Source organism: Streptomyces sp. NPDC090106 (assembly GCF_044747265.1).
GTDB lineage: Bacteria > Actinomycetota > Actinomycetes > Streptomycetales > Streptomycetaceae > Streptomyces.
This window is the reverse complement of sequence record NZ_JBIVDS010000002.1, coordinates 130,949-157,704: the sequence shown is the minus strand read 5'-3', so window position 1 is coordinate 157,704 and position 26,756 is coordinate 130,949. Positions and strand designations below refer to the sequence as shown.

The 26,756-nt window shown below is 72.1% G+C and carries 26 protein-coding genes; 17 read left to right on the top strand and 9 right to left on the bottom strand.

Features of this window, described 5'->3' with window-relative positions; translation table 11 throughout:
• The first annotated feature begins 178 nt into the window (after positions 1 to 178).
• Positions 179 to 1,951 (top strand): acetyl/propionyl/methylcrotonyl-CoA carboxylase subunit alpha, encoded by a 1,773-nt coding sequence (locus ACIPSE_RS06155; RefSeq protein ID WP_401657961.1) that lies wholly within the window; start codon positions 179 to 181, stop codon positions 1,949 to 1,951.
• 189 nt (positions 1,952 to 2,140) lie between these two features.
• Positions 2,141 to 2,695, top strand: coding sequence for a TetR/AcrR family transcriptional regulator (locus tag ACIPSE_RS06150; RefSeq protein WP_401659710.1), 555 nt, complete (start codon positions 2,141 to 2,143; stop codon positions 2,693 to 2,695).
• Positions 2,696 to 3,011: 316 nt separating this feature from the next.
• Here the strand turns inward: ACIPSE_RS06150 and ACIPSE_RS06145 are convergent, their stop codons facing one another.
• Both ACIPSE_RS06145 and ACIPSE_RS06140 read right to left on the bottom strand, forming a co-directional pair.
• Positions 3,012 to 3,953 (bottom strand): DeoR/GlpR family DNA-binding transcription regulator, encoded by a 942-nt coding sequence (locus ACIPSE_RS06145; RefSeq protein ID WP_401657959.1) that lies wholly within the window; start codon positions 3,951 to 3,953, stop codon positions 3,012 to 3,014.
• A 165-nt stretch (positions 3,954 to 4,118) separates the two neighbouring features.
• Positions 4,119 to 5,567, bottom strand: coding sequence for an NAD(P)H-quinone dehydrogenase (locus ACIPSE_RS06140; protein ID WP_401657957.1), 1,449 nt, complete (start codon positions 5,565 to 5,567; stop codon positions 4,119 to 4,121).
• A gap of 97 nt (positions 5,568 to 5,664) precedes the next feature.
• On the opposite strand from ACIPSE_RS06140, the gene ACIPSE_RS06135 reads away from it, so the two are divergent.
• From ACIPSE_RS06135 to ACIPSE_RS06125, 3 genes are all read left to right on the top strand, one after another.
• The gene (locus ACIPSE_RS06135; RefSeq protein WP_401657955.1) at positions 5,665 to 6,102 is read left to right on the top strand and encodes a gamma-glutamylcyclotransferase; all 438 of its coding nucleotides are present in this window, start codon (positions 5,665 to 5,667) and stop codon (positions 6,100 to 6,102) included.
• Between the two features lie 122 nt (positions 6,103 to 6,224).
• On the top strand, positions 6,225 to 7,049 hold the full coding sequence (locus ACIPSE_RS06130) for a purine-nucleoside phosphorylase (protein ID WP_401657953.1): 825 nt from the start codon (positions 6,225 to 6,227) through the stop codon (positions 7,047 to 7,049).
• A 145-nt stretch (positions 7,050 to 7,194) separates the two neighbouring features.
• Positions 7,195 to 8,826 carry a phospho-sugar mutase gene (locus tag ACIPSE_RS06125; RefSeq protein WP_401657951.1) on the top strand — a complete coding sequence of 544 codons (1,632 nt, stop codon included), beginning with the start codon at positions 7,195 to 7,197 and terminating at the stop codon, positions 8,824 to 8,826.
• Positions 8,827 to 9,301: 475 nt separating this feature from the next.
• Here ACIPSE_RS06125 and ACIPSE_RS06120 read toward each other — a convergent pair whose 3' ends face one another.
• Both ACIPSE_RS06120 and ACIPSE_RS06115 read right to left on the bottom strand, forming a co-directional pair.
• Positions 9,302 to 10,963, bottom strand: a complete 1,662-nt coding sequence (locus ACIPSE_RS06120; RefSeq protein WP_401657949.1) for a hypothetical protein — start codon at positions 10,961 to 10,963, stop codon at positions 9,302 to 9,304.
• 5 nt (positions 10,964 to 10,968) lie between these two features.
• Positions 10,969 to 11,508 (bottom strand): PH domain-containing protein, encoded by a 540-nt coding sequence (locus ACIPSE_RS06115; RefSeq protein ID WP_401657947.1) that lies wholly within the window; start codon positions 11,506 to 11,508, stop codon positions 10,969 to 10,971.
• Between the two features lie 139 nt (positions 11,509 to 11,647).
• Here ACIPSE_RS06115 and deoC point away from each other — a divergent pair, with 139 nt between their 5' ends.
• The 3 genes from deoC to ACIPSE_RS06100 are packed head-to-tail and all read left to right on the top strand — an operon-like array spanning position 11,648 to position 14,956.
• Positions 11,648 to 12,610 (top strand): deoxyribose-phosphate aldolase, encoded by a 963-nt coding sequence (gene deoC, locus ACIPSE_RS06110; protein ID WP_401659707.1) that lies wholly within the window; start codon positions 11,648 to 11,650, stop codon positions 12,608 to 12,610.
• A 20-nt stretch (positions 12,611 to 12,630) separates the two neighbouring features.
• Complete coding sequence (locus ACIPSE_RS06105; RefSeq protein WP_401657945.1) at positions 12,631 to 14,067, top strand: aldehyde dehydrogenase family protein; 1,437 nt, start codon at positions 12,631 to 12,633, stop codon at positions 14,065 to 14,067.
• Positions 14,060 to 14,956, top strand: coding sequence for an aldehyde dehydrogenase family protein (locus ACIPSE_RS06100; protein WP_401657943.1), 897 nt, complete (start codon positions 14,060 to 14,062; stop codon positions 14,954 to 14,956). Before ACIPSE_RS06105 ends, ACIPSE_RS06100 begins: the two co-directional genes overlap by 8 nt.
• Positions 14,957 to 15,060: 104 nt before the next feature.
• Here the strand turns inward: ACIPSE_RS06100 and ACIPSE_RS06095 are convergent, their stop codons facing one another.
• Complete coding sequence (locus ACIPSE_RS06095; RefSeq protein WP_401657941.1) at positions 15,061 to 15,471, bottom strand: hypothetical protein; 411 nt, start codon at positions 15,469 to 15,471, stop codon at positions 15,061 to 15,063.
• 194 nt (positions 15,472 to 15,665) lie between these two features.
• Between ACIPSE_RS06095 and ACIPSE_RS06090 the strand changes: the two genes are divergently transcribed.
• Both ACIPSE_RS06090 and ACIPSE_RS06085 read left to right on the top strand, forming a co-directional pair.
• Entirely contained in the window at positions 15,666 to 16,304 is a 639-nt protein-coding gene (locus ACIPSE_RS06090) for a uridine kinase (RefSeq protein ID WP_401657939.1), read from the top strand.
• Between the two features lie 31 nt (positions 16,305 to 16,335).
• A complete protein-coding gene (locus tag ACIPSE_RS06085) occupies positions 16,336 to 16,668 on the top strand; it encodes a DUF6281 family protein (RefSeq protein WP_401657937.1) in 333 nt (110 codons plus the stop codon).
• A 224-nt stretch (positions 16,669 to 16,892) separates the two neighbouring features.
• Here the strand turns inward: ACIPSE_RS06085 and ACIPSE_RS06080 are convergent, their stop codons facing one another.
• Positions 16,893 to 17,636, bottom strand: a complete 744-nt coding sequence (locus ACIPSE_RS06080) for a SigE family RNA polymerase sigma factor (RefSeq protein ID WP_401657935.1) — start codon at positions 17,634 to 17,636, stop codon at positions 16,893 to 16,895.
• Positions 17,637 to 17,867: 231 nt separating this feature from the next.
• On the opposite strand from ACIPSE_RS06080, the gene afsQ1 reads away from it, so the two are divergent.
• The 5 genes from afsQ1 to ACIPSE_RS06055 all read left to right on the top strand — a co-directional run bounded on the left by afsQ1 (position 17,868) and on the right by ACIPSE_RS06055 (position 21,629).
• A complete protein-coding gene (gene afsQ1 / locus ACIPSE_RS06075; protein ID WP_398282109.1) occupies positions 17,868 to 18,545 on the top strand; it encodes a two-component system response regulator AfsQ1 in 678 nt (225 codons plus the stop codon).
• A complete protein-coding gene (locus ACIPSE_RS06070; RefSeq protein WP_401657933.1) occupies positions 18,542 to 20,098 on the top strand; it encodes an ATP-binding protein in 1,557 nt (518 codons plus the stop codon). Before afsQ1 ends, ACIPSE_RS06070 begins: the two co-directional genes overlap by 4 nt.
• Complete coding sequence (locus tag ACIPSE_RS06065; RefSeq protein WP_401657931.1) at positions 20,095 to 20,694, top strand: hypothetical protein; 600 nt, start codon at positions 20,095 to 20,097, stop codon at positions 20,692 to 20,694. The genes ACIPSE_RS06070 and ACIPSE_RS06065 overlap by 4 nt, the downstream gene beginning before the upstream one ends.
• Before the next feature lie 93 nt (positions 20,695 to 20,787).
• Positions 20,788 to 21,339 (top strand): VanZ family protein, encoded by a 552-nt coding sequence (locus tag ACIPSE_RS06060; RefSeq protein ID WP_401657929.1) that lies wholly within the window; start codon positions 20,788 to 20,790, stop codon positions 21,337 to 21,339.
• A gap of 80 nt (positions 21,340 to 21,419) precedes the next feature.
• Positions 21,420 to 21,629 (top strand): PspC domain-containing protein, encoded by a 210-nt coding sequence (locus ACIPSE_RS06055; RefSeq protein WP_401657927.1) that lies wholly within the window; start codon positions 21,420 to 21,422, stop codon positions 21,627 to 21,629.
• A gap of 77 nt (positions 21,630 to 21,706) precedes the next feature.
• Here ACIPSE_RS06055 and ACIPSE_RS06050 read toward each other — a convergent pair whose 3' ends face one another.
• Entirely contained in the window at positions 21,707 to 22,066 is a 360-nt protein-coding gene (locus ACIPSE_RS06050; RefSeq protein ID WP_401657925.1) for an ATP-binding protein, read from the bottom strand.
• 141 nt (positions 22,067 to 22,207) lie between these two features.
• Positions 22,208 to 23,371: an adenosine deaminase gene (locus ACIPSE_RS06045; protein ID WP_401657923.1), complete on the bottom strand. Its 1,164-nt coding sequence runs from the start codon at positions 23,369 to 23,371 to the stop codon at positions 22,208 to 22,210.
• Positions 23,372 to 23,484: 113 nt separating this feature from the next.
• Between ACIPSE_RS06045 and ACIPSE_RS06040 the strand changes: the two genes are divergently transcribed.
• Positions 23,485 to 24,246 carry an alpha/beta hydrolase gene (locus ACIPSE_RS06040; RefSeq protein WP_401657921.1) on the top strand — a complete coding sequence of 254 codons (762 nt, stop codon included), beginning with the start codon at positions 23,485 to 23,487 and terminating at the stop codon, positions 24,244 to 24,246.
• Between the two features lie 15 nt (positions 24,247 to 24,261).
• Here ACIPSE_RS06040 and ACIPSE_RS06035 read toward each other — a convergent pair whose 3' ends face one another.
• A complete protein-coding gene (locus ACIPSE_RS06035; RefSeq protein WP_401657919.1) occupies positions 24,262 to 25,215 on the bottom strand; it encodes a LysR substrate-binding domain-containing protein in 954 nt (317 codons plus the stop codon).
• Between the two features lie 63 nt (positions 25,216 to 25,278).
• On the opposite strand from ACIPSE_RS06035, the gene ACIPSE_RS06030 reads away from it, so the two are divergent.
• Positions 25,279 to 26,544, top strand: coding sequence for an MFS transporter (locus ACIPSE_RS06030; protein WP_401657917.1), 1,266 nt, complete (start codon positions 25,279 to 25,281; stop codon positions 26,542 to 26,544).
• Positions 26,545 to 26,756: the final 212 nt, after the last annotated feature.

The following is a 26,756-nucleotide window of genomic DNA, read 5'->3' as shown; positions in this document are numbered from 1 at the left end:
CAGGAGGCGGCTAGGGTTTCCCGCAGGAGTCCTGCGCACCTAGGTGCGACAAGGGATTTCACGGGTCGAGCAAGCCTCGAATCACGCTCCGTGTGGGCAAGCTCACCATTGGGGACGGGTCGAAGTGCCGTGTCGGCTGTCCCTAAACTCGGCTTGTTTCAAGGAGGGAGCCTCAATCGTGCGCAAGGTGCTCATCGCCAACCGTGGCGAAATCGCTGTCCGCGTTGCCCGGGCCTGCCGGGATGCCGGCATCGCGAGCGTGGCCGTGTACGCCGACCCGGACCGGGACGCTCTGCATGTCCGCGCCGCGGATGAGGCGTTCGCCCTGGGCGGTGACACTCCGGCCACCAGTTATCTGGACATCGGGAAGGTCCTGAACGCCGCCCGGGAGTCCGGTGCGGACGCCATCCACCCGGGCTACGGCTTCCTCTCCGAGAACGCCGAGTTCGCCCAGGCGGTCCTGGACGCGGACCTGATCTGGATCGGCCCGCCCCCGCAGGCCATCCGTGACCTCGGTGACAAGGTCGCCGCCCGGCACATCGCGCAGCGCGCCGGTGCCCCGCTGGTCGCCGGCACGCCGGACCCGGTGAGCGGCGCCGAGGAGGTCGTGGCGTTCGCCGAGGAGCACGGTCTGCCGATCGCGATCAAGGCCGCCTTCGGTGGCGGTGGCCGCGGTCTGAAGGTCGCCCGGACGCTGGAGGAGGTCCCGGAGCTGTACGACTCCGCGGTGCGCGAGGCGGTCGCCGCCTTCGGCCGCGGCGAGTGCTTCGTGGAGCGCTACCTGGACAAGCCGCGGCATGTGGAGACGCAGTGCCTGGCCGACTCCCACGGCAACGTGGTCGTCGTCTCCACGCGTGACTGCTCGCTCCAGCGCCGCCACCAGAAGCTGGTCGAGGAGGCCCCGGCGCCGTTCCTCTCCGAGGCCCAGGTCGCCGAGCTGTACGCGTCCTCGAAGGCCATCCTGAAGGAGGCCGGCTACGTCGGCGCCGGCACGGTGGAGTTCCTGGTCGGCCTCGACGGCACGATCTCCTTCCTGGAGGTCAACACCCGTCTCCAGGTGGAGCACCCGGTCACCGAGGAGGTCGCCGGCATCGACCTGGTGCGCGAGATGTTCCGCATCGCCGACGGCGAGGAGCTCGGCTACGGCGACCCGGAGCTGCGCGGCCATTCCTTCGAGTTCCGCATCAACGGCGAGGACCCGGGCCGCAACTTCCTCCCCGCGCCCGGCACGGTCACCGTCTTCGACCCGCCGTCCGGCCCGGGCGTCCGCCTGGACGCGGGCGTCGAGTCCGGCTCGGTCATCGGCCCGGCCTGGGACTCCCTGCTGGCCAAGCTGATCGTCACCGGTGCCACCCGTGAGCAGGCGCTCCAGCGGGCCTCCCGCGCGCTGGAGGAGTTCCAGGTCGAGGGCATGGCCACGGCGATCCCGTTCCACCGCGCGGTCGTCAAGGACCCGGCCTTCGCGCCCGAGCTCACCGGCTCCGACGACCCGTTCACGGTCCACACCCGCTGGATCGAGACCGAGTTCGTCAACGAGATCAAGCCCTTCGCGGCCCCGGCCGACGCGGACACGGACGACGAGTCCGGCCGCGAGACGGTGGTCGTCGAGGTCGGCGGCAAGCGTCTCGAGGTCTCCCTCCCGTCCTCCCTCGGCATGTCGCTGGCCCGCACGGGTCTCGCCGCCGGGGCCAAGCCGAAGCGGCGCGCGGCCAAGAAGTCCGGCCCCGTGGCCTCCGGCGACACCCTCGCCTCCCCGATGCAGGGCACGATCGTCAAGATCGCCGTCGAGGAGGGCCAGGAGGTCAAGGAGGGCGATCTGATCGTCGTCCTGGAGGCCATGAAGATGGAGCAGCCGCTGAACGCGCACCGCTCCGGCACGGTCAAGGGCCTGTCGGCCGAGGTCGGCGCGTCGATCACCTCGGGCGCGGCGATCTGCGAGATCAAGGACTGACGCACCCCGCACGACACCCGGAACGCCCGGCGCCCTGGAACCCCAGCGCGCCGGGCGTTCCGCTGCTCCTCCGGGAACCGCCGGACGGGGTGATGGCATCCTTGAGCCACGGTGAGATGCGAGGGAGAGCAGGTGGGAGCCTTGGGGCAGGTGACGCGGGACGACGGGACGGCCGTACCGGCCCGTGCCATGCGCGCCGATGCCCGCCGCAACCACGAGCGGCTCCTGGCCGAGGCCCGCGCGGCCTTCGCCGCGCACGGGGCCGAGGCGTCGCTGGAGGACGTGGCGCGCCGCGCCGGTGTCGGCATCGGCACGCTCTACCGTCACTTCCCCAACCGTGACGCCCTGCTGGGCGCGGTCTTCGAGGACGCGGTGACGCAACTGCTGGCGCGGGCCCGCGAGTTGTCACGGGCCCCCGACCCCTGCTCGGCCCTGGTGACCTGGCTGGGCGAGATGATCACGCACGCCGGCGAGTACCGCGGTCTGGCACGGGCGTTGATGTCCGTCTCCCGTGACGGCTCCTCGGCCCTGGCCCGATGCAGCGACCCCATCCGGGAGGCCGGGCAGACCCTGCTCACCCGAGCCCAACAGGCGGGCGCGGTACGCGAGTCCGTGGCCATCACGGACCTCCTCCAGCTGACCCACGCGATCGCGCTGGCGGCGGAGGAGAACCCGGAGGACGACCGACTGGCCGCCAGACTCCTCCACCTGACCTGGCAGGGCCTGACCCCCACCACCACCTAGCCCCACAGCCCCCGGACCTCGCGGACACGACCGGAGGGACGCGACCTCAAAGGGCGTGCCCTCACGGGACGCGACCTCAAGGGACGCGGCCCCAAGGGGCGCGGGGAACTGCGCGACCAGCCACAACAGCCCCGCAGCCAACGAACCCACAGCCACCCTCTCAGGGGCGCGGGGAACTGCGCGACCAGCCACAACAGCCCCGCAGCCAACGAACCCACAGCCACCCTCTCAGGGGCGCGGGGAACTGCGCGAAGAGCCACGACCGGCCCGCACCCGGCGAACCATCGCAACCCCCACAACGCCCGTCCCGGACGACCTACCGCCGCCGCATATCAGCGACGCGCCCCCGTTCGGCCGCCGCCCCCTCACCAACGACAGCCGCGCGCAACGCACCCCCCGGCGCCTGCCCCCGCCGGGGCCCCGGCAGAGCGACGTCACGGCGAGCCTGGCGCGGGGGGACGGCATCACCACCGCCGGCCCCTCCGGCGACAGCGATCTGCACGCCCTGATCCGCCAGCGCCTGCAACTCCGCTCCCGCACGATCGTCGTGCGCGGGCGGCTCGTCCGTCACCAGCCGGGTGATCACATCCGTGGGCACGGTCTGGAACATGGTGTCCGTACCGAGCTTGGTGTGATCGGCGAGGATCACGACCTCCGCCGCGGCCTGCACCAACGCCCGGTCGACGGACGCCGACAGCATGTTGGACGTGGAGAGCCCGCGTTCGGCGGTCAGACCGCTGCCGGAGAGGAAGGCACGCGACACCCGCAGCCCCTGGAGGGACTGTTCGGCACCGCTGCCCACCAACGCGTAGTTGGAACCGCGCAGAGTGCCGCCGGTCATCACGACCTCCACCCGGTTCGCGTGGGCCAACGCCTGGGCCACCAACAGGGAGTTGGTGACGACGGTCAGCCCGGGTACGCGAGCGAGCCGGCGAGCCAGCTCCTGCGTCGTCGTACCCGCCCCGACCACGATCGCTTCGCCTTCTTCGACGAAGTTCGCGGCGAGGTCGGCGATGGCCGTCTTCTCGGCGGTCGCGAGATGAGACTTCTGCGGAAAGCCGGACTCCCGCGTGAACCCGCCCGGCAATACCGCACCGCCATGCCGGCGGTCGAGGAGTCCTTCTGCCTCCAGTGCGCGCACGTCCCGCCGTACGGTCACTTCGGAGGTCTGGACGACGCGGGCGAGCTCACGGAGCGACACGGCCCCGTTCGCTCGCACCATTTCGAGGATCAATTGGCGACGTTCTGCAGCGAACACGAAACTGACAGTAACGCGGGTGACCGTCTGCTTTCAGCGGTATGCGCTGAATAAACGAAGTTGTTCGCACGGCAGAGTCGTAAGTGGTATAGGGCCTAGTCTCGTCGACTATGCCGCGCGAATGGTCGACAACTCCCCGTGACCAGCGGGGAGTCGGTTTCGGACTCAGCTCGCGCCGGTCTCCTTACGGGTGTGGAGCTGACGGGCGACCTCCGCGATCGACCCCGAAAGGGACGGGTACACGGTGAACGCGTTCGCGATCTGTTCGACGGTCAGGTTGTTGTCGACGGCGATCGAGATCGGGTGGATGAGCTCCGAGGCGCGCGGCGCGACGACGACACCGCCGACGACGATCCCCGTGCCCGGCCGGCAGAAGATCTTGACGAAGCCGTCGCGGATGCCCTGCATCTTGGCGCGCGGGTTGCGCAGGAGCGGCAGCTTGACGACCCGGGCGTCGATCTTGCCCGCGTCGACGTCGGCCTGGCTGTAGCCGACGGTGGCGATCTCGGGGTCGGTGAAGACGTTGGAGGAGACGGTCTTCAGGTTCAGCGGGGCCACCGCGTCGCCGAGGAAGTGGTACATGGCGATGCGGCCCTGCATGGCGGCGACGGAGGCGAGGGCGAAGACCCCGGTGACGTCACCGGCGGCGTACACGCCGGGCGCGGTGGTCCGGGAGACCTTGTCGGTCCAGATGTGCCCGGAGTCGCGCAGCCTGACCCCGGCCTCCTCCAGGCCCAGCCCGGCGGAGTTGGGGATGGCGCCGACGGCCATCAGGCAGTGCGTGCCGGTGATGACCCGCCCGTCGGCGAGGGTGACCTCGACGCGGTCGCCGACCCGCTTGGCGGACTCGGCGCGGGAGCGGGCCATGACGTTCATGCCGCGGCGCCGGAAGACGTCCTCCAGGACGGCGGCGGCGTCCGGGTCCTCGCCCGGCAGCACGCGGTCCCGGGACGACACGAGCGTCACCTTCGAGCCGAGGGCCTGGTAGGCGCCCGCGAACTCGGCGCCGGTCACACCGGAGCCGACCACGATGAGCTCCTCGGGCAGCTCGGTGAGGTCGTAGACCTGGGTCCAGTTGAGGATGCGCTCGCCGTCGGGCTGGGCGTCGGCCAGCTCGCGCGGGTGCCCGCCGGTCGCGATGAGCACCGCGTCGGCGACGAGGGTCTCCTCGGTGCCGTCGGCGGCGGTGACGAGGACCTTGCGGGAGCCGTCCAGGGCCTGCATGCCGTCGAGCCGTCCCCGGCCGCGCAGCACGCGTGCGCCCGCCCGGGTGACGGAGGCGGTGATGTCGTGCGACTGGGCGAGGGCGAGCCGCTTCACCCGGCGGTTGACCTTGCCGAGGTCCACGCCGACGACCCGCGCGGGGGTGTCGATGTGGGGGGTGTCGTCGGCGACGATGATGCCGAGCTCTTCGTACGACGAGTCGAAGGTGGTCATCACCTCGGCCGTAGCGATAAGGGTCTTCGACGGCACGCAGTCGGTCAGCACCGACGCTCCGCCCAGACCGTCGCAGTCGACGACGGTCACCTCCGCGCCGAGCTGCGCTGCCACCAGCGCCGCTTCGTAGCCGCCGGGTCCGCCACCGATGATCACGATCCGAGTCACGTACTCCATTGTCCCGCACGCTTCAAGGTGCTACGTCCCGGGGCCCCGGGCGGAGACGTCACCGTTACGGGAGTGACGCCCGATACGCCTGCCGTACCCTCTCCCCATGTCGCTCTACGCCGCGTACGCCGGCAACCTCGACGCGCGGCTGATGTCCCGCCGCGCACCCCACTCCCCGCTGCGTGCCACGGGCTGGCTGAACGGGTGGCGGCTGACCTTCGGGGGCGAGCAGCTCGGCTGGGAGGGCGCGCTCGCGACGATCGTCGAGGACCCGCTGTCCCAGGTCTTCGTGGCGCTCTACGACATCGCGCCGATGGACGAGGAGTCCCTGGACCGCTGGGAGGGCGTCGGCCTGGACATCTACCGCCGCGCGCGTGTGCGGGTCCACACCCTGGACTCCGAGGAATCGGCGTGGCTGTACGTCCTGAACGCCTACGAGGGCGGGCTGCCCTCGGCGCGGTACCTGGGCGAGGTGGCCGACGCGGCGGAGTCGGCGGGCGCGCCGCACGACTACGTGATGGAGCTGCGCAAGCGCCCCTGCTGATCCGGACGGTCCGTACGAGTAACGGCGGTCACACCTCTCGTTGGAAACGACAAGACAACGATCGCCATCCCGTTGGCTCTGTCATCTACGCGCGTAGGCCCAGACCAGCTACGCTCATCCGCGTGAACGCATCTCTTCTTCCGGACGACATCCAGGGCGACCCCCATGCGGCCGCCGACGCCGCCGCCTCGCGCCTGCGCGAACTGACCGGCGCCGAGACCCATGACGTCGCCCTCGTGATGGGCTCCGGCTGGGCGCCGGCCGTGGACGCCCTCGGTGCTCCCGACGCGGAGTTCCAGGTCACCGAGCTGCCCGGCTTCCCGCCGCCCGCGGTCGAGGGCCACGGCGGCAAGATCCGCTCCTACCAGATCGGCGAGAAGCGCGCGCTGGTCTTCCTGGGCCGTACGCACTACTACGAGGGCCGCGGCGTGGCCGCCGTCGCGCACGGGGTGCGGACCGCGGTGGCGGCCAGCTGCAAGACGATCGTCCTGACCAACGGATGCGGTGGTCTGCGCGAGGGCATGCGCCCCGGGCAGCCGGTCCTGATCAGCGACCACATCAACCTCACGGCGGCCTCCCCGATCATCGGCGCGAACTTCGTCGACCTGACGGACCTGTACTCGCCCCGGCTGCGCGCCCTGTGCAAGGAGATCGACCCCACGCTGGAGGAGGGCGTCTACGCCCAGTTCCCCGGCCCGCACTACGAGACCCCGGCCGAGATCCGGATGGCCCGGGTCATCGGCGCCGACCTGGTGGGCATGTCGACCGTGCTGGAGGCCATCGCCGCGCGCGAGGCGGGTGCGGAGGTCCTCGGCATCTCCCTGGTCACGAACCTGGCCGCCGGCATGACGGGCGAGCCCCTCAACCACGAGGAGGTCCTCCAGGCGGGCCGCGACAGCGCCACCCAGATGGGCGCGCTCCTGGCCCAGGTGCTGGGCCGCCTGTAACCCGGCCTCCCCCGTGGTTCTCAGCCCCTCCGGCGTCCGAGGAGCGGGGGTCCCCCTGGACGGGAACGGGAACGGGAAGGAAAGGGGCGGCGGGGGCGCGGAACCGGCCCCGCCGACACACACGAACACGAGAGGTTGACCCGACGTGCACGACGATCTCATCGCCCGGGCCGAGACCTGGCTGGCCGAGGACCCGGACCCGGACACCCGCGACGAGCTCGCCAAGCTCATCGAGTCCGGCGACACGCAGGAGCTCACCGCACGCTTCGCCGGCACCCTCCAGTTCGGCACCGCGGGCCTGCGGGGCGAACTCGGCGCGGGCCCGATGCGCATGAACCGCACGGTGGTCGTCCGCGCCGCGGCGGGCCTCGCCGCGTACCTCAGGGCGAAGGGCGAGACGGACGGCCTGGTCGTCATCGGCTACGACGCCCGCCACAAGTCCGAGGACTTCGCCCGTGACACGGCCGCGGTGATGACGGGCGCGGGTCTGCGCGCGGCCGTCCTGCCCCGGCCCCTGCCCACCCCTGTTCTCGCCTTCGCGATAAGGCATCTGGGCGCGGTCGCCGGGGTCGAGGTCACCGCCAGCCACAACCCGCCCCGGGACAACGGCTACAAGGTGTACCTGGGCGACGGCTCGCAGATCGTGCCGCCCGCGGACGCGGAGATCGCCGCGGAGATCGACGCGATCGCCAGTCTGCACGACGTGCCGCGGCCCACCGAGGGCTGGGACGTCCTCGACGACGCGGTGCTCGACGCGTACCTCGCCCGCACGGACGCGGTGCTCTCCCCCGGCTCCCCGCGCACCGCCCGCACGGTCTACACGGCGATGCACGGCGTCGGCAAGGACGTCCTGCTCGCCGCGTTCGCCCGGGCCGGCTTCCCCGCCCCGGCGCTGGTCGCCGAGCAGGCCGAGCCCCACCCGGACTTCCCGACGGTGTCCTTCCCCAACCCGGAGGAGCCGGGCGCGATGGACCTGGCGTTCGCGAAGGCCCATGAGGTGGACCCGGACCTGGTCATCGCCAACGACCCCGACGCGGACCGCTGCGCGGTGGCCGTGAAGGACGGCGGCGCCTGGCGGATGCTGCGCGGCGACGAGGTGGGCGCGCTGCTCGCCGCGCACCTGGTCGGCCGGGGCGTGAGCGGCACGTTCGCCGAGTCGATCGTCTCCTCCTCGCTGCTCGGCCGGATCGCGGAGAAGGCGGGCCTGCCGTACGAGGAGACCCTGACCGGCTTCAAGTGGATCGCCCGCGTCGAGGGACTGCGGTACGGCTACGAGGAGGCCCTCGGCTACTGCGTGGACCCGGAGGGCGTACGGGACAAGGACGGCATCACGGCGGCGCTGCTCGTCACGGAGCTGGCCTCCGTCCTGAAGGAGGACGGCCGCACGCTGCTCGACCTGCTGGACGACCTCGCCGTGGAGCACGGCCTGCACGCCACCGACCAGCTCTCCGTCCGCGTCGAGGACCTGTCCGTCATCGCCGCCGCGATGCGCGCGCTGCGCGAGCGTCCGCCGACGGAGCTGGCGGGCCTCGCGATCACCAGGGCCGAGGACCTCACCCGGGGCACCGACACCCTGCCGCCCACCGACGGGCTGCGGTACACGCTGGACGGCGCCCGGGTCGTCGTCCGCCCGAGCGGCACCGAGCCGAAGCTGAAGTGCTACCTGGAGGTCGTGGTCCCGGTCCCGTCCCACGCCGACCTCCCGTCCGCCCGCACCAGGGCGACCGAGCTCCTGACAGCCATCAAGCAGGACCTGTCGGCAGCGGCCGGAATCTGAAACCCCCCGGGACAGCGGGCGCCCGGCCCCCGGCCGCCCGCTGTCCCGGTCCACGCCCCCCGACCGGCCGTCACCCCGGCCACCCGCGCCGCCGGGAACCACCTTCCTGCACGGCGATCAGACGAACCCGGCACCCGGCGGACGACCGCCCCGGGGCCCGCCGTCCCGCTCCAGGAACCCCCAGCAGCCACCATCCAGCTCCCGGCACACAGGAAACTCCCGGCCGCCCGCGCCGCCACGACCAAGCCACCGCCGCCGACGGTCGACGAACCCTTTCGTCCGCCGCCCGGCATCCGAATCCCGCCGACCGGCGGGCAGCCGACCCCCGCCCCGGTCGCCCGCCGTGCCGAGCCGTGAACCCCGAGCGGCCGTCATCCAGGTCCCGGCGTCTGCGGCGCACCGAACAGCGGACGGCTCCGGCGCCCGTCCGCCCCAGGCCCGGTCGCCCGCCGGCCCGCTCCGTCCGTCCCGCGGCCTACGACCCGTACCGCGCGTAAGCGATGCTCCCCACCCACACCGCCGCGAACAGCAGGGTGAGCGGCCACAGCACGAGGCCCCGTCCGGCCCCGGCGCTCTCGCCCGTGGGGCGCAGGTCGGGGGTGTCGCGGAGGGCGGTGAGTTCGGCGGCCAGGCGGGTGTAGGGGTGGGTCAGGTTCCGCTTGCGCTGGAGCCAGTTCCAGCGGGGCGCGGCGACGGCCCAGGAGCCGCCGCCCTTCCAGCGGATCTTCAGCTCGAGGGCCTCGTGCCGGACCGACCGCAGGTCGTCCCAGGGGATGTGGACGGGGCGGCGCTGGCCGTTGATCCACAGTCCGTCGCGGTCGGCGGTGACACGCCAGAACAGCTTCACGGAGAGCCGGTAGGCGCCGGCCAGGCCGAGCAGCAGACCGCAGGCCTGTTGCCACAGGGGGGTCCCGTCGTCCAGGAACATGGCCCAGAAGGTGCTGATGCCCCACTGCACCATCAGCGCGCTCGCCAGCAGGTCCAGCGGGCCGGGCCGCCAACCGCGCACCGGCAGCGCGGCGAGGCCCTCGGCGGCGGCGCGGGCCCGCTCGGCGTGCTCGGAGTCCTGGGCGGCGGCCCGCTTCTCGTCGCGGGTGCGCCGTCCCGCGGCGTGCTCCGAGAGCGGTCGTACGGGGCCGGTCGACCACTCGACGACGGGCGGCTCGTCCGGCTCCTCGTCGGCGGCCACGACGGCCGTCTCGGCGCCGTCGTACGGCAGCCCGTACAGGACGGCCTCCCGCAGCGGGCCGATCGCCTCGGTGTCGAGGGCGGCGAGGAGTTCCTCGATCGCCTCGTCGTCCTCGTCCGGTGCGCCGTCCTCCTCGTCGTCGAGGGGGGTGATCGCGTCGGCCTCCATCGTGAAGACCGTGAACAGGGGGCGCAGGGCCTGTTCGTCGTCCGCCGCGAACACCTCGGTGCGGGCGTCGGGCAGCTCCCGCACCAGGACCCGCAGCACCGGCACGGGCGTGCCGCGCAGGGCGGCGGACCGGCGGCGGCCCAGGTACCCGGAGAACACGAGGGTGGCGCCCAGGCCGGCCGTGAAGAGCCCGACGGTCGCGGCGCCGTCGCGGTCGGTGCCCTCCCAGAGCCCCGAGGTCGCGGCGAGCGCCACGCCGAGCACGGCCACGGCGGCCCCGGACCAGGTCAGGGCGAGGCCCCGGCGCGGCGGCCGTCCCTCCTGGGGCACCGGTGCGGTCACCTCGCCGGTGGCGGCGAGCGCGGCCTCGCGCTGGCGTCCGCGGGCGGCGAGCCGCAGTTCGGCGAGGCCGAGGCAGAGTCCCGCGCAGACGACCGCGACGGCGGTGAGCGGCCAGGAGAACCGGGGCACGGCCGTCAGGACGACGAGCGCGGGCGCGGTGAACCGGACGATCTCGGGCCGGGTCGGCAGCCAGACGGCGTGGAGGGCGAGGAACGCGGCGGCGAACGGCGTCACGCCGGTGAGCGGGCCGAGGAGGACCGCGAGGGACAGCGCGACCGTCGCGGCGGTCAGGACGGCCAGGGTCCGGGTCCGCACGGGCACCCAGCGCGGAGGCCGCGCCCCCACCCAGCGCCGGGCCTGTTCGCTGTCCCAGGCATGACAGCCGTCGGGTATGGCGGTGGCGGGCAGCGGCAGGGGCCGCGGCGTGTCGGTGCTCACGCGGGTCAGCCGAGAGCGATCAGGATCGCCAGCAGGACGGCGCCCGCGGCGGCCGGGCCGAGGATCTCGTACGCCCAGCGCACGCTCGTCTCGCCCTGCGCGCCCTCCGCCTTCTCGTGGGTCTCGCGCAGTTGGCGCAGCTCGTCCATCACCTTGTCCGTCTCGGCGCGGCCCTCCTTGCGGGCGGCCTTCTTGCGGGCCCGCAGGGACACCGGGACGGCCCAGAGCTGGAACTTGGCGCCGGAGGTGTCGAGCACCTCGTTGGAGTAGCCGGAGCGGAACGTGCCGACCTGGGACCAGGGCAGGGTGATCACCCGGAACGGGTTGCGGACGCGCAGCCGGTCCTCGCCCGCGAAGACGGCGGGGCGCAGGGTGAAGGCGACGACGAGCGGGACGACGAGGATCATCGAGGCGAGGGCCAGCCAGGGGGTGCGGTCGGTGCCCCGGAACAGGGCGTCGATGCCCAGCCAGGCGATGATGGCCAGCAGCAACACGCCTCCGGCGATGGCCGCGGGTGAGCGGTAGATGCGGTCCTTGGTCGTCATGCCGCCGATTGTGCCTCAGGTGTGTCCCGGCCCCGCGGGCGGCCGGGTTCGCCGGCCCCGGGTGCGTCGCGGCCCGTCTTCGTCCCGGTCCTCGGGGTGTACAAGCCGCTACGCGCGTAGATATGCTCGTCTGGTGACCATGCCCACCAATGCCCCCGCCGCAGCGCACTCCCTGTCGGACGTCACCGCGTCCGACAGCACCCTGCGCCGTTTCCTGCACGGGCTGCCCGGCGTCGACGCGGTCGGCCTGGAGGCGCGCGCCGCCTCGCTCGGGACCCGTTCCATCAAGACCACCGCGAAGGCGTACGCCATCGACCTCGCCATCTCGATGGTCGACCTGACGACGCTGGAAGGCGCGGACACCCCGGGCAAGGTCCGGGCGCTCGGCGCCAAGGCGGTCCACCCCGACCCGACCGACCGGACGACCCCGGCGACCGCCGCCGTCTGCGTCTATCCCGACATGGTGGCCACCGCCAAGGAGGCCGTCGCCGGTTCGTCCGTCAAGGTCGCCTCCGTCGCCACCGCCTTCCCCGCGGGCCGTGCCGCCCTCGACGTCAAGCTGGCCGACGTGCGCGACGCCGTCGCCGCGGGCGCCGACGAGATCGACATGGTCATCGACCGCGGGGCGTTCCTCGCGGGCCGCTTCATGAAGGTGTACGACGAGATCGTCGCCGTGCGCGAGGCGTGCGGGACGGCCGCCCGGCTCAAGGTCATCTTCGAGACCGGCGAGCTGTCGACGTACGACAACATCCGGCGCGCGAGCTGGCTCGGCATGCTGGCGGGCGCCGACTTCATCAAGACCTCGACGGGCAAGGTCGCGGTCAACGCCACCCCCGCCAACACCCTGCTGATGCTGGAGGCGGTGCGCGACTTCCGCGCGCAGACCGGCGTCCAGGTCGGCGTGAAGCCCGCGGGCGGCATCCGTACGACCAAGGACGCGATCAAGTTCCTCGTCCTGGTCAACGAGACCGCGGGCGAGGACTGGCTGGACAACCACTGGTTCCGCTTCGGTGCCTCCTCGCTCCTGAACGACCTGCTGATGCAGCGTCAGAAGCTGGCCACCGGCCGCTACTCCGGCCCCGACTACGTGACGGTGGACTGATCACCATGGCCAAGGAAAAGATGACCACCGCATTCGAGTACGCACCGGCGCCCGAGTCCCGCTCGGTCGTCGACATCGCCCCCTCCTACGGCCTGTTCATCGACGGCGAGTTCGTCGACGCGGCCGAGGGCAAGGTCTTCAAGACGGTCTCCCCCAGCAGCGAGGAGGTCCTCTCCGAGATCGCCCAGGCCGGGGAGGCCGACGTCGACCGGGCCGTGAAGGCCGCCCGCAAGGCGTTCGAGAAGTGGTCGGCGCTGCCCGGCTCGGAGCGCGCCAAGTACCTGTTCCGCATCGCCCGGATCATCCAGGAGCGCAGCCGTGAGCTGGCCGTCCTGGAGACCCTGGACAACGGCAAGCCCATCAAGGAGACGCGCGACGCCGACCTCCCGCTGGTCGCCGCGCACTTCTTCTACTACGCGGGCTGGGCCGACAAGCTCGGCCACGCCGGATTCGGCGCCGATCCGCGTCCGCTGGGCGTGGCCGGCCAGGTCATCCCCTGGAACTTCCCGCTGCTGATGCTGGCATGGAAGATCGCCCCGGCGCTCGCGACCGGCAACACGGTCGTGCTCAAGCCGGCGGAGACCACCCCCCTCTCCGCGCTCTTCTTCGCGGACATCTGCCGCCAGGCCGGTCTGCCCAAGGGCGTCGTCAACATCCTTCCCGGGTACGGCGACGCGGGCGCCGCGCTCGTCGCGCACCCGGACGTGAACAAGGTCGCCTTCACCGGCTCGACCGCGGTCGGCAAGGAGATCGCGCGGACGGTCGCCGGCACGTCGAAGAAGGTCACCCTCGAACTGGGCGGCAAGGGCGCGAACATCGTCTTCGACGACGCCCCGATCGACCAGGCCGTCGAGGGCATCGTCAACGGGATCTTCTTCAACCAGGGCCAGGTGTGCTGCGCGGGCAGCCGTCTGCTGGTCCAGGAGTCGGTCCAGGACGAGCTCCTCGACTCCCTGAAGCGGCGGCTGTCCACGCTGCGTCTGGGCGACCCGCTGGACAAGAACACGGACATCGGCGCGATCAACTCCGCCGAGCAGCTGGCCCGGATCACCTCGCTCGTGGAGCAGGGCGAGGCGGAGGGCGCCGAGCGCTGGTCGCCGGCCTGCGAACTGCCCTCCTCCGGCTACTGGTTCGCCCCGACGCTGTTCCTCAACGTCACCCAGGCGCACCGGATCGCCCGGGACGAGATCTTCGGCCCGGTCCTGTCCGTCCTCACCTTCCGCACGCCGGACGAGGCGGTAGCCAAGGCCAACAACAGCCAGTACGGCCTCTCGGCGGGCATCTGGACCGAGAAGGGCTCGCGCATCCTCGCCGTCGCGAACAAGCTGCGCGCGGGTGTCGTCTGGTCCAACACGTTCAACAAGTTCGACCCGACCTCGCCGTTCGGCGGGTACAAGGAGTCGGGCTTCGGCCGCGAGGGCGGTCGCCACGGCCTGGAGGCGTACCTCGATGTCTGACCGCACCACGGACCGACTGTCCGTCTTCAAGACCTACAAGCTGTACGTCGGCGGGAAGTTCCCGCGTTCCGAGAGCGGCCGGGTGTACGAGGTGACGGACTCGAAGGGCAACTGGCTGGCCAACGCGCCCCTTTCGTCCCGCAAGGACGCCCGTGACGCGGTGGTGGCCGCGCGCAAGGCGTTCGGCGGCTGGGCGGGCGCGACGGCCTACAACCGGGGCCAGGTCCTGTACCGGGTCGCCGAGATGCTGGAGGGCCGCCGGGACAAGTTCGTGCGCGAGGTGGCCGAGGCCGAGGGCCTGTCCAAGTCGAAGGCCGCCGCCCAGGTGGACGCGGCGGTCGACCGCTGGGTCTGGTACGCGGGCTGGACCGACAAGATCGCCCAGGTGGTCGGCGGCGCGAACCCGGTGGCGGGCCCCTACTTCAACCTGTCGTGCCCCGAACCGACGGGTGTGGTCGCCGTCCTGGCCCCCCAGGAGTCGTCGTTCCTGGGCCTGGTGTCGGTGCTGGCCCCGGTGATCGCGACGGGCAACACGGCGGTCGTGGTCGCCAGCGAGAACGCCCCGCTCCCGGCCCTGTCGCTGGGTGAGGTCCTCGCCACCTCCGACGTCCCCGGCGGTGTCGTGAACGTCCTGTCGGGCCGTACGGCGGAGATCGCGGCGCCGCTGGCCGCGCACCAGGACGTCAACGCGATCGACCTGGCGGGCGCGGACGAGGTCCTGGCCAAGGAGCTGGAGATCGCGGCGGCGGACAACCTGAAGCGCGTGCTGCGTCCACAGGCTGTGGATTACGCGGCGGTTCCGGGCACCGACCGGCTGACGGCGTTCCTGGAGACCAAGACGGTCTGGCACCCGACGGGTTCCCTCGGCGCGTCGGGCTCGTCGTACTGAACCGGTGGATCCGTGAGCCGGTGAACCGGTGAGACCAGGGCCGCGGTCCCTCTCCGTCCGGAGGGACCGCGGCCCTTCTCATGCGCCCGGCGCCGCCCGCGCGCTCAGTGCTGGGCGAGCAGCCCCACCGCCTGGCCGACCACCGGGACCCCGCCGAGGGACTGCGCCTGGGCGACGGGCCCGGTGAGCATCTGGGTGGTCATCGGGGGGAAGTCGGCGAGCTTGGTGCCGATGCCGTTGTCGAGGGGGTCGACGCCGGTGCCCGCGAGCGGGTTGGGCTTGAGGTCCGCGAGGGGCCCGGTGACATAGCCGACCGTGCTCGTGAGGCTCTGGAGCCCGGCCTGCGGGTCGACCGTGCCAAGCGAGGTCGGGCTCGTGCGCACGACGTCCACGACGGGCTCGGCACCGGCCGCGGAGGCGCTCGCCGCGCCCGCGCCGAGCGCGGCACCGGCGGCCGTCAGGGCGATCAGGGCCCGGCCGCCGGCCTGGGGGAATGAGGAGTCGTGTCGTGCCATCGCCTGCTGCCGCCTCTACTACCGGGGGTGATTACGTCACCGCGAAGAGTAGTCGACCGGGGCGTGGCGACCCCGCCCCCTCACGGAGCGCGACCGCGTTCGAAGGGTGCACCGGGCGGGGGATAATGCCTGGGGAGGTTCCCGCCCCGAACCTCCCAGATGCCCGTGAAACCGCCGGTGAGAAGGACTACGCAGTGGGATCCCAGCCCCCCATACCGACCCGGGTCGTGCTTCTGTGCGGCCCCTCCGGTTCCGGCAAGTCCCTTCTCGCCGCCCGCTCCGGCCTCCCGGTCCTGCGCCTGGACGACTTCTACAAGGAGGGCGACGACCCGACGCTGCCGCTCGTCGTGGGCAGCACCGACATCGACTGGGACCATCCCGAGTCCTGGGACGCCGAGGTCGCCGTCGCCGCCATCGCCGAACTGTGCCGCACGGGCCGTACCGACATCCCCGAGTACGACATCTCGCTGAGCGCCCGTACCGGCAAGGAGAGCGTCGACATCGGCCGGACGCCGCTGTTCATCGCCGAGGGCATCTTCGCCGCCGAGATCGTCACCCGCTGCCGGGAGCTGGGCCTGCTCGCCGACGCCCTGTGCCTGAGCCGGGGCCCGGTGCGCACCTTCCGCCGCCGCTTCCTGCGGGATCTGCGCGAGGGCCGCAAGTCGGTGCCCTTCCTGGTGCGCCGCGGCTGGCGGCTGATGCGCCAGGAGCGCACGATCGTCGCCCGGCAGACCGCGCTGGGCGCCCACGCCTGCGACAAGGACGAGGCCCTCGGCCGCCTCGCCGCAGCCGCCGCGGGCCGCCGCCCGGCGGCGACGACCCCGACGGCCTGAACGAACCGGAGCCCGCCGGCGTCGTAGGACCATGACGATCACGCGTGGAGCCCTGCTCGCGACGGCCCTGCTGCTGACAGCGGCCACCGGATGCACGGAGAACACCGGCTCCGCCTCCTGCGCGGGGCTGGTGACCTACGACGGCCGGGACTATCTGCCCTCCGGCGAGGAGATCGGCCTCACGGTCGGCGAGAAGCTGGGCAGCGCCACCGTCGAGGCGTGCGACGACACCCCCGGCGATCCAGGGGACGCCCTACCGAAGAGCAGGACGGGCGCGTACGCGGTCGAGGGCGCCGATCCGGCTCGGGTGATCGCCGTGGGGGACACTCCGTCCGAGGCGGTCCTCATGCGGGAACACCACTGACCGGAACGGACGCGGGAGATCGCGCCGCACAAGAAAAAGCGGGACTGGACGGACCCCCCGGCCCTCCAGTCCCGCTCCTTGTGGTGCTCCCCCGTGCTTCCCCCGTGGTGCATCCCCCGTGGTGCCGGTACCGCTCCCCCGGATGTCCCCCGACATCCTCCGTGGATCCCCCCGGTACCGCTCCCCCGTGTTCCCCCGTGCTTCCCCCGTGTTCCCCCCAGCCCTCAGGCGACAAGCTCCCCGAAGGCGCTCTCCTCGTCACGGCCCTGGCCGAGGACCTCGTCGTCGCGCAGCCGGCGCAGCGACCGCCAGATGCTCGACTTGACCGTGCCGACACTGATGTCGAGGATCTCCGCGATCTCCGGGTCGGTGCGGCCCTCGTAGTACCGAAGGACCAGCATCGTCCGCTGGAGTTCGGGCAGCCGGGCCAGCGCCTGCCACAGGACCGCGCGCAGCTCGGTGCCGCGCATCGCGTCCGTGTCACCGGCCGTCTCCGGCAGTTCCTCGGTCGGGTACTCGTTCAGCTTGCGGCGGCGCCACGCGCTGATGTGCAGATTGGTCATCGTCCGCCGCAGGTAACCCCCGACGGCCGCCTTGTCACTGATCCGGTCCCAGGCCTTGTACGTCGAGAACAGCGCGCTCTGGAGCAGGTCCTCGGCCTCGAAACGGTCACCGGTGAGGTGATAGGCGGTTGCGTACAGGGAGGCGCGGCGCTCCTGGACGTAGGCGGTGAACTCCGCCTCCGACAGCGAACGACGCTCCCCCGTGTCCTCCCTGTACGCGCTTCCCCCGTGTGCTTCCCCCGTGAAACCGTCAACCACCGTCATGTACGCGGTGTGCTGACGCCCGGTGCCGCGAGCGCACCCCCGCCCGCTCACGGCACCGGACTTCTCGGAACCCCGGCCCCCGTTCACGTCGTGCAGGCGCGTGATCACTGCGCTGGTGCTGATGCTGTGCAGCGTGTTCATCTCGCGCCCCCCGTCGTGGACTTCCGGTGTTCGGCTCGGTGCGGTGTTGCTTCCTTGCCTGTGCCGAAAAGCTTGCCCTGGCACCTTCATCGCCGTGTCCGCCGACTGTCACAGACCTGTCACAGGGGCAGGTCCCCGAGTCCGCACAGAAGGGACACAGAAAGCCGCAGTACAGGGACGGACACGTACAGGAGTCGAAACCCGACCGGACCATGGGCCAGAATGAGCCCCGTGCCTTCCCTGTTGCTGATCGAGGACGACGACGCCATCCGTACGGCCCTGGAGCTGTCTCTGACGCGCCAGGGTCACCGGGTTGCCACCGCTGCCACCGGTGAGGACGGCCTGAAGCTGCTGCGCGAGCAGCGGCCGGACCTGATCGTGCTGGACGTGATGCTGCCCGGCATCGACGGGTTCGAGGTGTGCCGGCGCATCCGGCGCACCGACCAGTTGCCGATCATCCTGCTCACCGCACGCAGTGACGACATCGACGTCGTGGTCGGACTGGAGTCCGGCGCCGACGACTATGTCGTCAAACCCGTGCAGGGCAGGGTGCTCGACGCCCGGATCCGGGCCGTGCTGCGGCGCGGCGAGCGCGAGGCGAACGACGCCGCGAGCTTCGGCTCGCTCGTCATCGACCGGGCCGCCATGACCGTCACGAAGAACGGCGAGGACCTGCAGCTCACGCCGACCGAGCTGCGGCTGCTCCTGGAGCTGAGCCGGCGCCCCGGACAGGCCCTGTCGCGGCAGCAACTGCTGCGCCTGGTCTGGGAGCACGACTATCTCGGTGACTCCCGGCTGGTCGACGCGTGTGTGCAGCGGCTGCGCGCGAAGGTCGAGGACGTGCCGTCCTCGCCGACGCTGATCCGTACCGTCCGTGGTGTCGGCTACCGCCTGGACGCGCCTCAGTGACGGAAGCCCAGGGGGGACTCCGCGGCTGGGCCGCGGAGCGCAAGGGACATCTGTCGCGGCTCCGTTTCACGAGCCTGCGGCTGCGGCTCGTCGTGGTGTTCGGGCTGGTCGCGCTGACCGCCGCGGTCTCCGCGTCGGGGATCGCGTACTGGCTCAACCGCGAGGCGGTGCTCACCCGTACCCAGGACGCGGTGCTGCGGGACTTCCAGCAGGAGATGCAGAACCGGGCGGGCCAGCTGCGCGTCCGTCCCGAGCAGTACGAACTCCAGCGCACCGCGCGGGTGATGGCGATGAGCAGTCAGCGGTTCAGTGTGCTGCTGATCGCCGAGGACTCCGAGGGCAAGACGGTCTCCGCCAACTCCGGCGCGCTGAACGGCTTCTCCCTCCAGGACGTGCCCAAGTCGCTGCGCACGGCGGTCAACGAGCAGCAGAAGGTCGACTCGGCCAACCAGTACGCGTACCACCTGTACTGGCAGCGGGTGGTGGAGAACGGCACCCCGTACCTGGTGGCCGGCACGAAGGTGATCAACGGCGGTACGACCGGCTACATGCTCAAGTCCCTCGAGCCGGAGGCGAAGGACCTCAACTCGCTGGCCTGGTCGCTCGGTATCGCCACCGGTCTCGCGCTGATCGGCTCGGCGCTGCTCGCGCAGGCGGCGGCCACGACCGTGCTGAAGCCGGTGCACCGGCTCGGGGTCGCGGCGCGGCGGCTCGGCGAGGGCAAGCTGGACACCCGGCTGCGGGTCTCGGGCACGGACGAACTCGCCGATCTGTCACGGACGTTCAACGACGCGGCGGAGGCGCTGGAGAAACGCGTCGACGACATGGCGGCCCGGGACGAGGCGTCCCGCCGGTTCGTCGCCGACATGAGCCACGAGCTGCGCACCCCGCTCACCGCGATCACCGCCGTGACGGAGATCCTGGAGGAGGAGCTGGAGGCGGAGTCGGGTTCGATGGACCCGATGATCGAACCGGCCGTGCGGCTCGTGGTGAGCGAGACCCGGCGCCTCAACGACCTCGTCGAGAACCTGATGGAGGTCACCCGCTTCGACGCGGGCACCGCCCGGCTCGTCCTGGACGACGTCGATCTCGCCGACCAGATCACCGCCTGCATCGACGCGCGCGCCTGGCTGGACGCGGTCGACCTGGACGCCGAGCGCGGCATCCACGCCCGGCTCGACCCGCGCCGGCTCGACGTCATCCTCGCCAACCTCATCGGCAACGCCCTCAAGCACGGCGGGTCGCCGGTGCGGGTCTCGGTGCGGGACGGCGGCGACCGGATCGCCATCGAGGTGCAGGACCACGGTCCCGGCATCCCGGAGGACGTCCTGCCGCACGTCTTCGACCGCTTCTACAAGGCGAGCGCGTCCCGGCCGCGGTCGGAGGGCAGCGGGCTCGGTCTGTCCATCGCCCTGGAGAACGCGCACATCCACGGCGGCGAGATCACCGCCGCCAACTCCCCCAAGGGCGGTGCGGTGTTCACGCTGCATCTGCCCAAGGACGCCTCGGAGCTGGCGGGGGAGAGCGGCGGCGAGGGGAAGAAGGGCTCATGAGGCGCCTGCTGGCGGTCCCGTTGCTGGCCGTGCTGCTCACCGGGTGCGGCATCCGGGCCACCGAGGTCCCCACCGACTTCGGCCCCGCGCCCTCCCACGTCAACTGCTCGGCCTCCGAACCGGAGGTCTCCACCCAGTCGTCCCGGGGCCTGCCGGTCCAGGTGTTCCTGCTGTGCGGTTCGTCCCTGGTCGCCGTCGACCGCACGGTCAGCGTCGAGGACGACGGTACGGAGGACCCGCGCCGCCGGGTCATGGTCGCCCAGGAGCTGCTCAACCAGCTGGCGTCGGCGCCGTCGGCCGCGGAGAAGGAGTCCGGGTACGCCACGACGGTCCGCGACGGCATGACGGTGAGCGGGCCGCGCCGCGAGGACCCCGACGACACCCTGCGGCTCAGCTATCCGCCGGACGCGCTCGGCGCGACCGCCCTCGCGCAGATCGTCTGCACGTTCTCCGACTCGGCCGCGGCGGAGGGCGACGGCTCCGTCGTCCTCGGCGGCCCGGACGACGCCCCGCTGCGCTCCTACGAGTGCACCGACCAGGTCCGCTCCGCCCCGAGCACCACGAAGATCCCGTCGGCGCAGGTCGCGGGCGGCTGAGCCGCCGCCGCGGTACGCGTGTGTCGCACGCCTCATCCAGGCGTCCGGGGGTGTTCCGGAACCGATCGCGCCGACAGGCGCGTCTAGGGGGGCGTGCAGCGTGAAGGCTTCATCGGCGGCGGTGCCGCGACCCGCATCCGTGCGACAGGGGGTGTCCTCCTCGTCGCACACCTCGCGTTCGTCGCCTGGCTCACGCTGCGTCCCCTGGACGTGCCTTGGGTGCAGCCGCCCAACCTGCGCCCGTTCGCCGGGATCAGGGCGGACGCCGCGCTCGGCTGGGAGGTGGCCGCCCGGCAGGTCGCCGAGGGTCTGGCCCTGCTGGCTCCGCTGGGCTTCCTGCTCCCGATGACGCACGGCCGGCTGTCCGCCTCGCCGCTGGGCTCCCTGGTCCGTACGGTCACCGCCGGGGCGCTGATCTCGCTCGGTGTGCTGTTCCTCCAGACGGGCGTGCCGGGCCGCGTCCCCGACATCGACTCCGTGCTCCTGAACACGACGGGCGTCGCCCTCGCCCATGCCCTGGTGGTCCCCGCCTGCCGTGCCTGGCTGCGCCGCAGGTACCGCCGCCACGAGCACCTGACCCTCCGCCAGGAGGAGCCGTCTCAGGGTCGCACCCCGACGTTTCCCAGGGTCGGGATCGCACCGTAGAGCGACGTTCGCGGGACTTCGTCTCCGTAGTGTCGATGTCAGACAGGGACGACATCCCACTGACCTCGAAGGAGCCGCAGATGTCCCGCCTCGCCCGCCCCACCCACGGCCGCATGATCGGCGGAGTCTGTGCCGCGCTGGCCCACCGTTTCGGTACGTCCGCCACGACGATGCGGGTGATCTTCCTGCTGTCGTGCCTGCTGCCCGGCCCGCAGTTCCTGCTCTACATAGCGCTGTGGATCCTGTTCCCCTCCGAGGGCAAGGCGAGCGGGGCCCGCACGGCCTGGTGAGCCTGACGCGCGTACGCCGACGGGGCGCGCCCCTCTGAAGGGGTGCGCCCCGTCGGCGTGTCCGGGGTGGGCGGTGCTCAGCCCAGCGGGATGCCGTTCACGGGCAGGGTGCTGGCGCCGGGGAGGGCTTCGCCGACGGGCAGACCGCCGAGGAGGCCGGCGACCGGCTTGGTCGGGCCGTCGGCGAGGACCTGCTGCACGGCGGGCTGGGCGGCGGCCAGGCTGGTGGTGACCGCGGGCTGGGCCTGCGCAAGGGCCTCACCGGCGCCGGGAAGGGCCTTGGCGACGTTCTCCGCCGGCAGCGTCTTGGTGACGGTGTCCAGCGCCTGGGTGGCGTCCGGAACGGCCGGGGCGGCGTTCGCGGCGCCCGCACCGACGGCGGCGAAGGCGGCACCGAGAGCGGCGACACCGAGGGTCTTGACAGCAGACTGCTTCATGAAATGAGTCCTCGAAATGGAGACGACAGGGATGGGGAGCGGTCCAGAACCGTAAACACGCCCAGCCGCCCGCCGCAAACATCGAAATGCGGACGGATTGTGAATACCCGTCCGCATTCCGATTCCGCGTCCGTCCCCCGTTCAGCCCTCTTCGGCGACAGAACCGCTGGTCGAAGCGGTCTGCTGGAACAGCCATTCGGACTTCAGCTCGGCATATCCGGGCTTGATGACGTCATTGATCATCGCGAGTCGTTCATCGAAAGGAATGAACGCTGATTTCATCGCATTGACGGAGAACCACTGCATGTCGTCGAGCGTGTAGCCGAATGCTCCGACCAGATGCTCGAATTCACGGCTCATGCTCGTCCCGGACATGAGCCGGTTGTCCGTGTTGACCGTGGCCCGGAAGTGCAGCCGCCGCAGCAGCCCGATGGGGTGCTCGGCGTACGAGGAGGCGGCACCGGTCTGGAGGTTGGAACTGGGGCACAGCTCCAGCGGAACGCGCTTGTCGCGCACATAGGACGCGAGCCGCCCGAGCTTGACGGTGCCGTCCCCGTGGACCTGGATGTCGTCGATGATCCGGACCCCGTGGCCGAGCCGGTCGGCGCCGCACCACTGGAGGGCCTGCCAGATCGACGGCAGCCCGAAGGCCTCACCGGCGTGGATGGTGAAGTGGTTGTTCTCCCGCTTGAGGTACTCGAACGCGTCGAGGTGCCGGGTGGGCGGGAACCCGGCCTCGGCGCCCGCGATGTCGAAGCCGACGACCCCCAGATCCCGGTACCGGTTGGCGAGTTCGGCGATCTCCAGGGCCCGGGCGGCGTGCCGCATCGCGGTGAGCAGGGCGCCGACCCGGATGCGGTGCCCGGCCGCACGGGCGAGGCGTTCGCCTTCCCTGAAGCCCTCGTTGACGGCCTCGACGACCTCTTCGAGGGTGAGTCCGCCGTCCAGATGCTGCTCGGGCGCGTACCGCACCTCGGCGTAGACGACCCCGTCCTCGGCGAGGTCCTCGGCGCACTCGCGGGCGACCCGGACGAGCGCGTCCCGGGTCTGCATGACGCCGACGGTGTGCGAGAAGGTCTCCAAGTACCGTTCCAGCGAGCCGGAATCGGCGGCCTCCCGGAACCAGACGCCCAGCTTGTCGGCGTCGGTCTCGGGGAGCTGGGCGTACCCGGTCTCCCGGGCCAGCTCGACGATGGTGCCGGGCCTGAGCCCGCCGTCGAGGTGATCGTGCAGCAGAACCTTGGGCGCCCGTCGGATCTGGTCCGAGCTCGGGGTGGCCCCCGTCCGTTCAGTCTGGCTCGTCATTTCCGCACTCTAACTCCTACGCGCGTAGAACGCGCGCGGCACACCTCCGCCGATACGCAACGGTGACCCCCCTGACGGATGGCGTACACCCGCGCTTCTGACACTGTTCTGTCATGGCACAGCAAGCGACGCCGGTCCGTACGGCCCGGCTGGGGCGGGCGCTCGGTCCGGAACCGACGGCGGTGAGCGGGGCGGTGCTGCTGCTCCCCGCCGGCGAGGAGATCTCCGCGCGGCGGCCCTCCCCCCTGTTGGCGACCGCCTCCGTCCGCGCCCTGGGACGCAGGCTGTCCCGCACGGGCCGGGAGGACGGGCTGGTCGCCCATGTCGTCCACTACCGCTACCGCGGCTGGAACGGACCCGAGGCACATCTCGCGGCGGACGCGGACTGGGCCGTGGAGGAGGTCGTCCGCCGCTACGGCGATGTGACGGTGTGTCTCGTCGGCGTCGGCATGGGCGGCCGGGCGGCGCTGCGCACGGCCGGGCACGAGGCCGTCAACTCGGTGGTCGCCCTGGCCCCTTGGCTGCCCGAGGAGGACGTCGCCGCCTCCCCTGAACCGGTGAAACAGCTCGCCGGGCGGCGGGTGCTCCTCGTGCACGGCACCAACGACGAGCGCTCCGACCCCGAACTGTCCTTCCGGCTCGCCGCCCGCGCGAAGAAGGCCAACCGGGACGTGTGCCGCTTCGAGGTCCACACCGACGGGCACGGCCTGCGCCAGTACCGGGACGAAGTCATCGCGCTGACCGAGGACTTCGTGATGGGCGCGGTGTTCGGGCGGGCGCTGTCCCGGCCGGTGCAGGACGCGCTCGCCGCGCCGCCCCCGCTGGGGCTGCGGATGCCGCTGGCGGCCGGCTTCGGACGGTCGCTGCGCCACTGAGGGCGGCGCCCCGCCTCACGCGGGGAGCAGGTTCCCCCTCCGGGACAGCAGGAACTTCTTGAACGCGGCCACCGGCGGGGTGTCCGGGTGGCCGTCCAGCCAGGCGACGCCGATCTCGCGCACCGCGCGCGGGGCGGTGACGGTCAGTTCGGCGACTCCCGGGCGGGGTACGGCCGGTGGCGGCAGCAGGGCCACGCCGAGGCCGGCCGCCACCAGCCCGCGCAGCGTCTCCGCCTCCTCGCCCTCGAAGGCGATCCTGGGCCGGAATCCGGCCTCCTTGCACAGGTCGTCGGTGATCCGGCGCAGGCCGTAGCCGGGTTCCAGGGTCACGAAGGTCTCGTCGGCGGCCTCGGCGAGACGGATGCGCCGGCGGGTGGCGAGGGCGTGGTCGGCGGGGACGACGAGCCGGAGCTTCTGCTCGTCGAGGCGGCGGGCCACCAGGTCGGGCGCGTCGGGCACCGGGGAGGTCAGGCACAGGTCCAGCTCCCCCGCCCGGAGCCGTTCGATCATCGCCTCGCCGTAGTTCTGCACCAGGCTGAAGCGGACCCGCGGATGGTCGGCGCGGAAGGCGCGGATGAGCCCGGGGACGGTCTCCGAGCCCATGGTGTGCAGAAAGCCGAAGGCGACCTTGCCGGTGGTGGCGTCGGCGTCGGCGCGGACCTCCTCGGCGGCGCGCTCGATCTCGGCCAGGGCGCGTTCCACGTGATGCAGGAAGGTCCGGCCGGCCGGGGTGAGCGAGACGGTCCGGCCGATCCGGGCGAACAGGTCGACGCCCAGGTCCCGTTCGAGCCGGACCAGGGCGCGGGAGAGCGTCGACTGGGGGACGTTCATCTCCAGGGCGGCGCGGGTCACGTGCTCGGTACGGGCGACGCCGGCGAAGTACGCGAGCCGCGGCGCCAGCGCCGTCACCATGTCTTCTGTGTCACCGGACGGTGACAGTCGGGGCTGTGAGCTGGGTTGATGCACCATGGGAACGATTATGGACAGTTCATGCATTGGACGCATCAACGCAGGTGTCCGTACGGTCGGGTCATGCCTGCCAGTACCGAGGCGTCCACCGCGGTGGGCGCCGACCCCGTTGTCCCCGTCTCCGACTCCCGGCTGACCCCCGGCGGCCCCGGTTACCGCCGGATGAGCTTCGCCCTCTTCCTCGCGGGTGTGGCGACCTTCGCCCTCCTGTACTCCACCCAGGCGCTGCTGCCGCTGATCTCCGGCGGCTTCGGGGTGGCGGCGAGCGACGCGAGCTGGACGGTGGCGGCGGCGACGGGCGGGCTCGCGCTCTTCGTCCTCCCGATGAGCGCCCTGTCGGAACGGTTCGGACGGCGTACGGTCATGACGGCCTCCCTCGCCGTCGCCGTCACGGTGGGGCTGCTGGTCCCCTTCGCCCCCTCCCTCCCGGCGCTCGTCGCCCTGCGCGCCGTCCAGGGCGCCGCCCTCGCCGGGCTCCCGGCCTCGGCGACCGCCTACCTCGCCGAGGAGGTCCGCCCCAAGGCGCTGGTCACCGCGATCGGCCTGTTCGTCGCGGGCAACAGCGTCGGCGGGATGAGCGGCCGGATCGTCACCGGCTGGGTGGCGCAGGAGTGGGGCTGGCGGGTCGCCCTCGGGGTGATCGGCGTCCTCGCGGTCGCCTGCGCGGTGGCCTTCCGGCTGCTGCTGCCCGCGCCGAAGCACTTCGTGGCGGGCTCGCTGCGGCCGGGGATCCTCCTCGGGACCGTCCGCGGCCACCTCGCGAACCCGCTGCTGCGGCGGCTGTACGCGATCGGCGCGCTGTTCATGACGGTCTTCGGCGGCGTGTACACGGTGATCGGCTACCGGCTCACCGAGGCGCCCTTCTCCCTGGGCCAGGGCATCATCGGCTCGGTCTTCCTGGTCTACCTGGTGGGCACGGTCTCCGCCTCGACGGCGGGCCGTCTGGTCGGCCGCCTGGGCCGGCGCGGCGCCCTCTACGCGGCGGGCGCGACCACCGCGACCGGCCTGCTCGTCTCGCTGGCCGACTCGCTCCCGCTGGTCCTCCTCGGGCTGGTGCTGATCACCGGCGGGTTCTTCGCGGGGCACGCGGTGGCGTCGTCCGCGGTGGGGAAGACGGCGACGGAGGGGCGTGCGCAGGCGGCGGCTCTCTACCAGTCGTCCTACTACATCGGCTCCAGCGCCGGCAGCACGGTCGGGGCGGTCGCGTTCCACGCCGGTGGGTGGGGCGGGACGGTCGGGGTCGGGCTCCTCGCCGTCCTCGGTGTCGTGACGATCACGCTCCTCGGCACCCGCGCGGCCCGCGTCCAGCACCTGCCGGCCACCGCCTGAGCGGTCCCCTTTCCCCCGAGCTTCCCCCTGGTCGAGGTCGGTCGGCCAGGGGGACCGCTTTCTTCTCCCGCCCCCGCCGCCCCTTCCCGTTCCCGTCCCCTGGGGGCTGCGCCCCCAGACCCCCTTTTTGTCCTCAAACGCCGGACGGGCTGAGTTTCACGCCAGGTCGGATTTTTTCAGCCTGTCCGGCGTTTGAGGACGAGGCCCGCAGG

Excerpts from the sequence above, each read along its gene's own strand:
- ACIPSE_RS06150 (WP_401659710.1), top strand. The coding sequence starts at position 2,141 with ATGCGCGCCGATGCCCGCCGCAACCACGAGCGGCTCCTGGCCGAGGCC.
- ACIPSE_RS06140 (WP_401657957.1), bottom strand. The coding sequence starts at position 5,567 with ATGGAGTACGTGACTCGGATCGTGATCATCGGTGGCGGACCCGGCGGC.
- ACIPSE_RS06135 (WP_401657955.1), top strand. The coding sequence starts at position 5,665 with ATGTCGCTCTACGCCGCGTACGCCGGCAACCTCGACGCGCGGCTGATG.
- ACIPSE_RS06115 (WP_401657947.1), bottom strand. The coding sequence starts at position 11,508 with ATGACGACCAAGGACCGCATCTACCGCTCACCCGCGGCCATCGCCGGA.
- deoC (WP_401659707.1), top strand. The coding sequence starts at position 11,648 with ATGCCCACCAATGCCCCCGCCGCAGCGCACTCCCTGTCGGACGTCACC.
- ACIPSE_RS06105 (WP_401657945.1), top strand. The coding sequence starts at position 12,631 with ATGACCACCGCATTCGAGTACGCACCGGCGCCCGAGTCCCGCTCGGTC.
- ACIPSE_RS06100 (WP_401657943.1), top strand. The coding sequence starts at position 14,060 with ATGTCTGACCGCACCACGGACCGACTGTCCGTCTTCAAGACCTACAAG.
- ACIPSE_RS06095 (WP_401657941.1), bottom strand. The coding sequence starts at position 15,471 with ATGGCACGACACGACTCCTCATTCCCCCAGGCCGGCGGCCGGGCCCTG.
- ACIPSE_RS06085 (WP_401657937.1), top strand. The coding sequence starts at position 16,336 with ATGACGATCACGCGTGGAGCCCTGCTCGCGACGGCCCTGCTGCTGACA.
- ACIPSE_RS06080 (WP_401657935.1), bottom strand. The coding sequence starts at position 17,636 with ATGAACACGCTGCACAGCATCAGCACCAGCGCAGTGATCACGCGCCTG.
- ACIPSE_RS06065 (WP_401657931.1), top strand. The coding sequence starts at position 20,095 with ATGAGGCGCCTGCTGGCGGTCCCGTTGCTGGCCGTGCTGCTCACCGGG.
- ACIPSE_RS06055 (WP_401657927.1), top strand. The coding sequence starts at position 21,420 with ATGTCCCGCCTCGCCCGCCCCACCCACGGCCGCATGATCGGCGGAGTC.
- ACIPSE_RS06050 (WP_401657925.1), bottom strand. The coding sequence starts at position 22,066 with ATGAAGCAGTCTGCTGTCAAGACCCTCGGTGTCGCCGCTCTCGGTGCC.
- ACIPSE_RS06045 (WP_401657923.1), bottom strand. The coding sequence starts at position 23,371 with ATGACGAGCCAGACTGAACGGACGGGGGCCACCCCGAGCTCGGACCAG.
- ACIPSE_RS06040 (WP_401657921.1), top strand. The coding sequence starts at position 23,485 with ATGGCACAGCAAGCGACGCCGGTCCGTACGGCCCGGCTGGGGCGGGCG.
- ACIPSE_RS06035 (WP_401657919.1), bottom strand. The coding sequence starts at position 25,215 with ATGGTGCATCAACCCAGCTCACAGCCCCGACTGTCACCGTCCGGTGAC.
- ACIPSE_RS06030 (WP_401657917.1), top strand. The coding sequence starts at position 25,279 with ATGCCTGCCAGTACCGAGGCGTCCACCGCGGTGGGCGCCGACCCCGTT.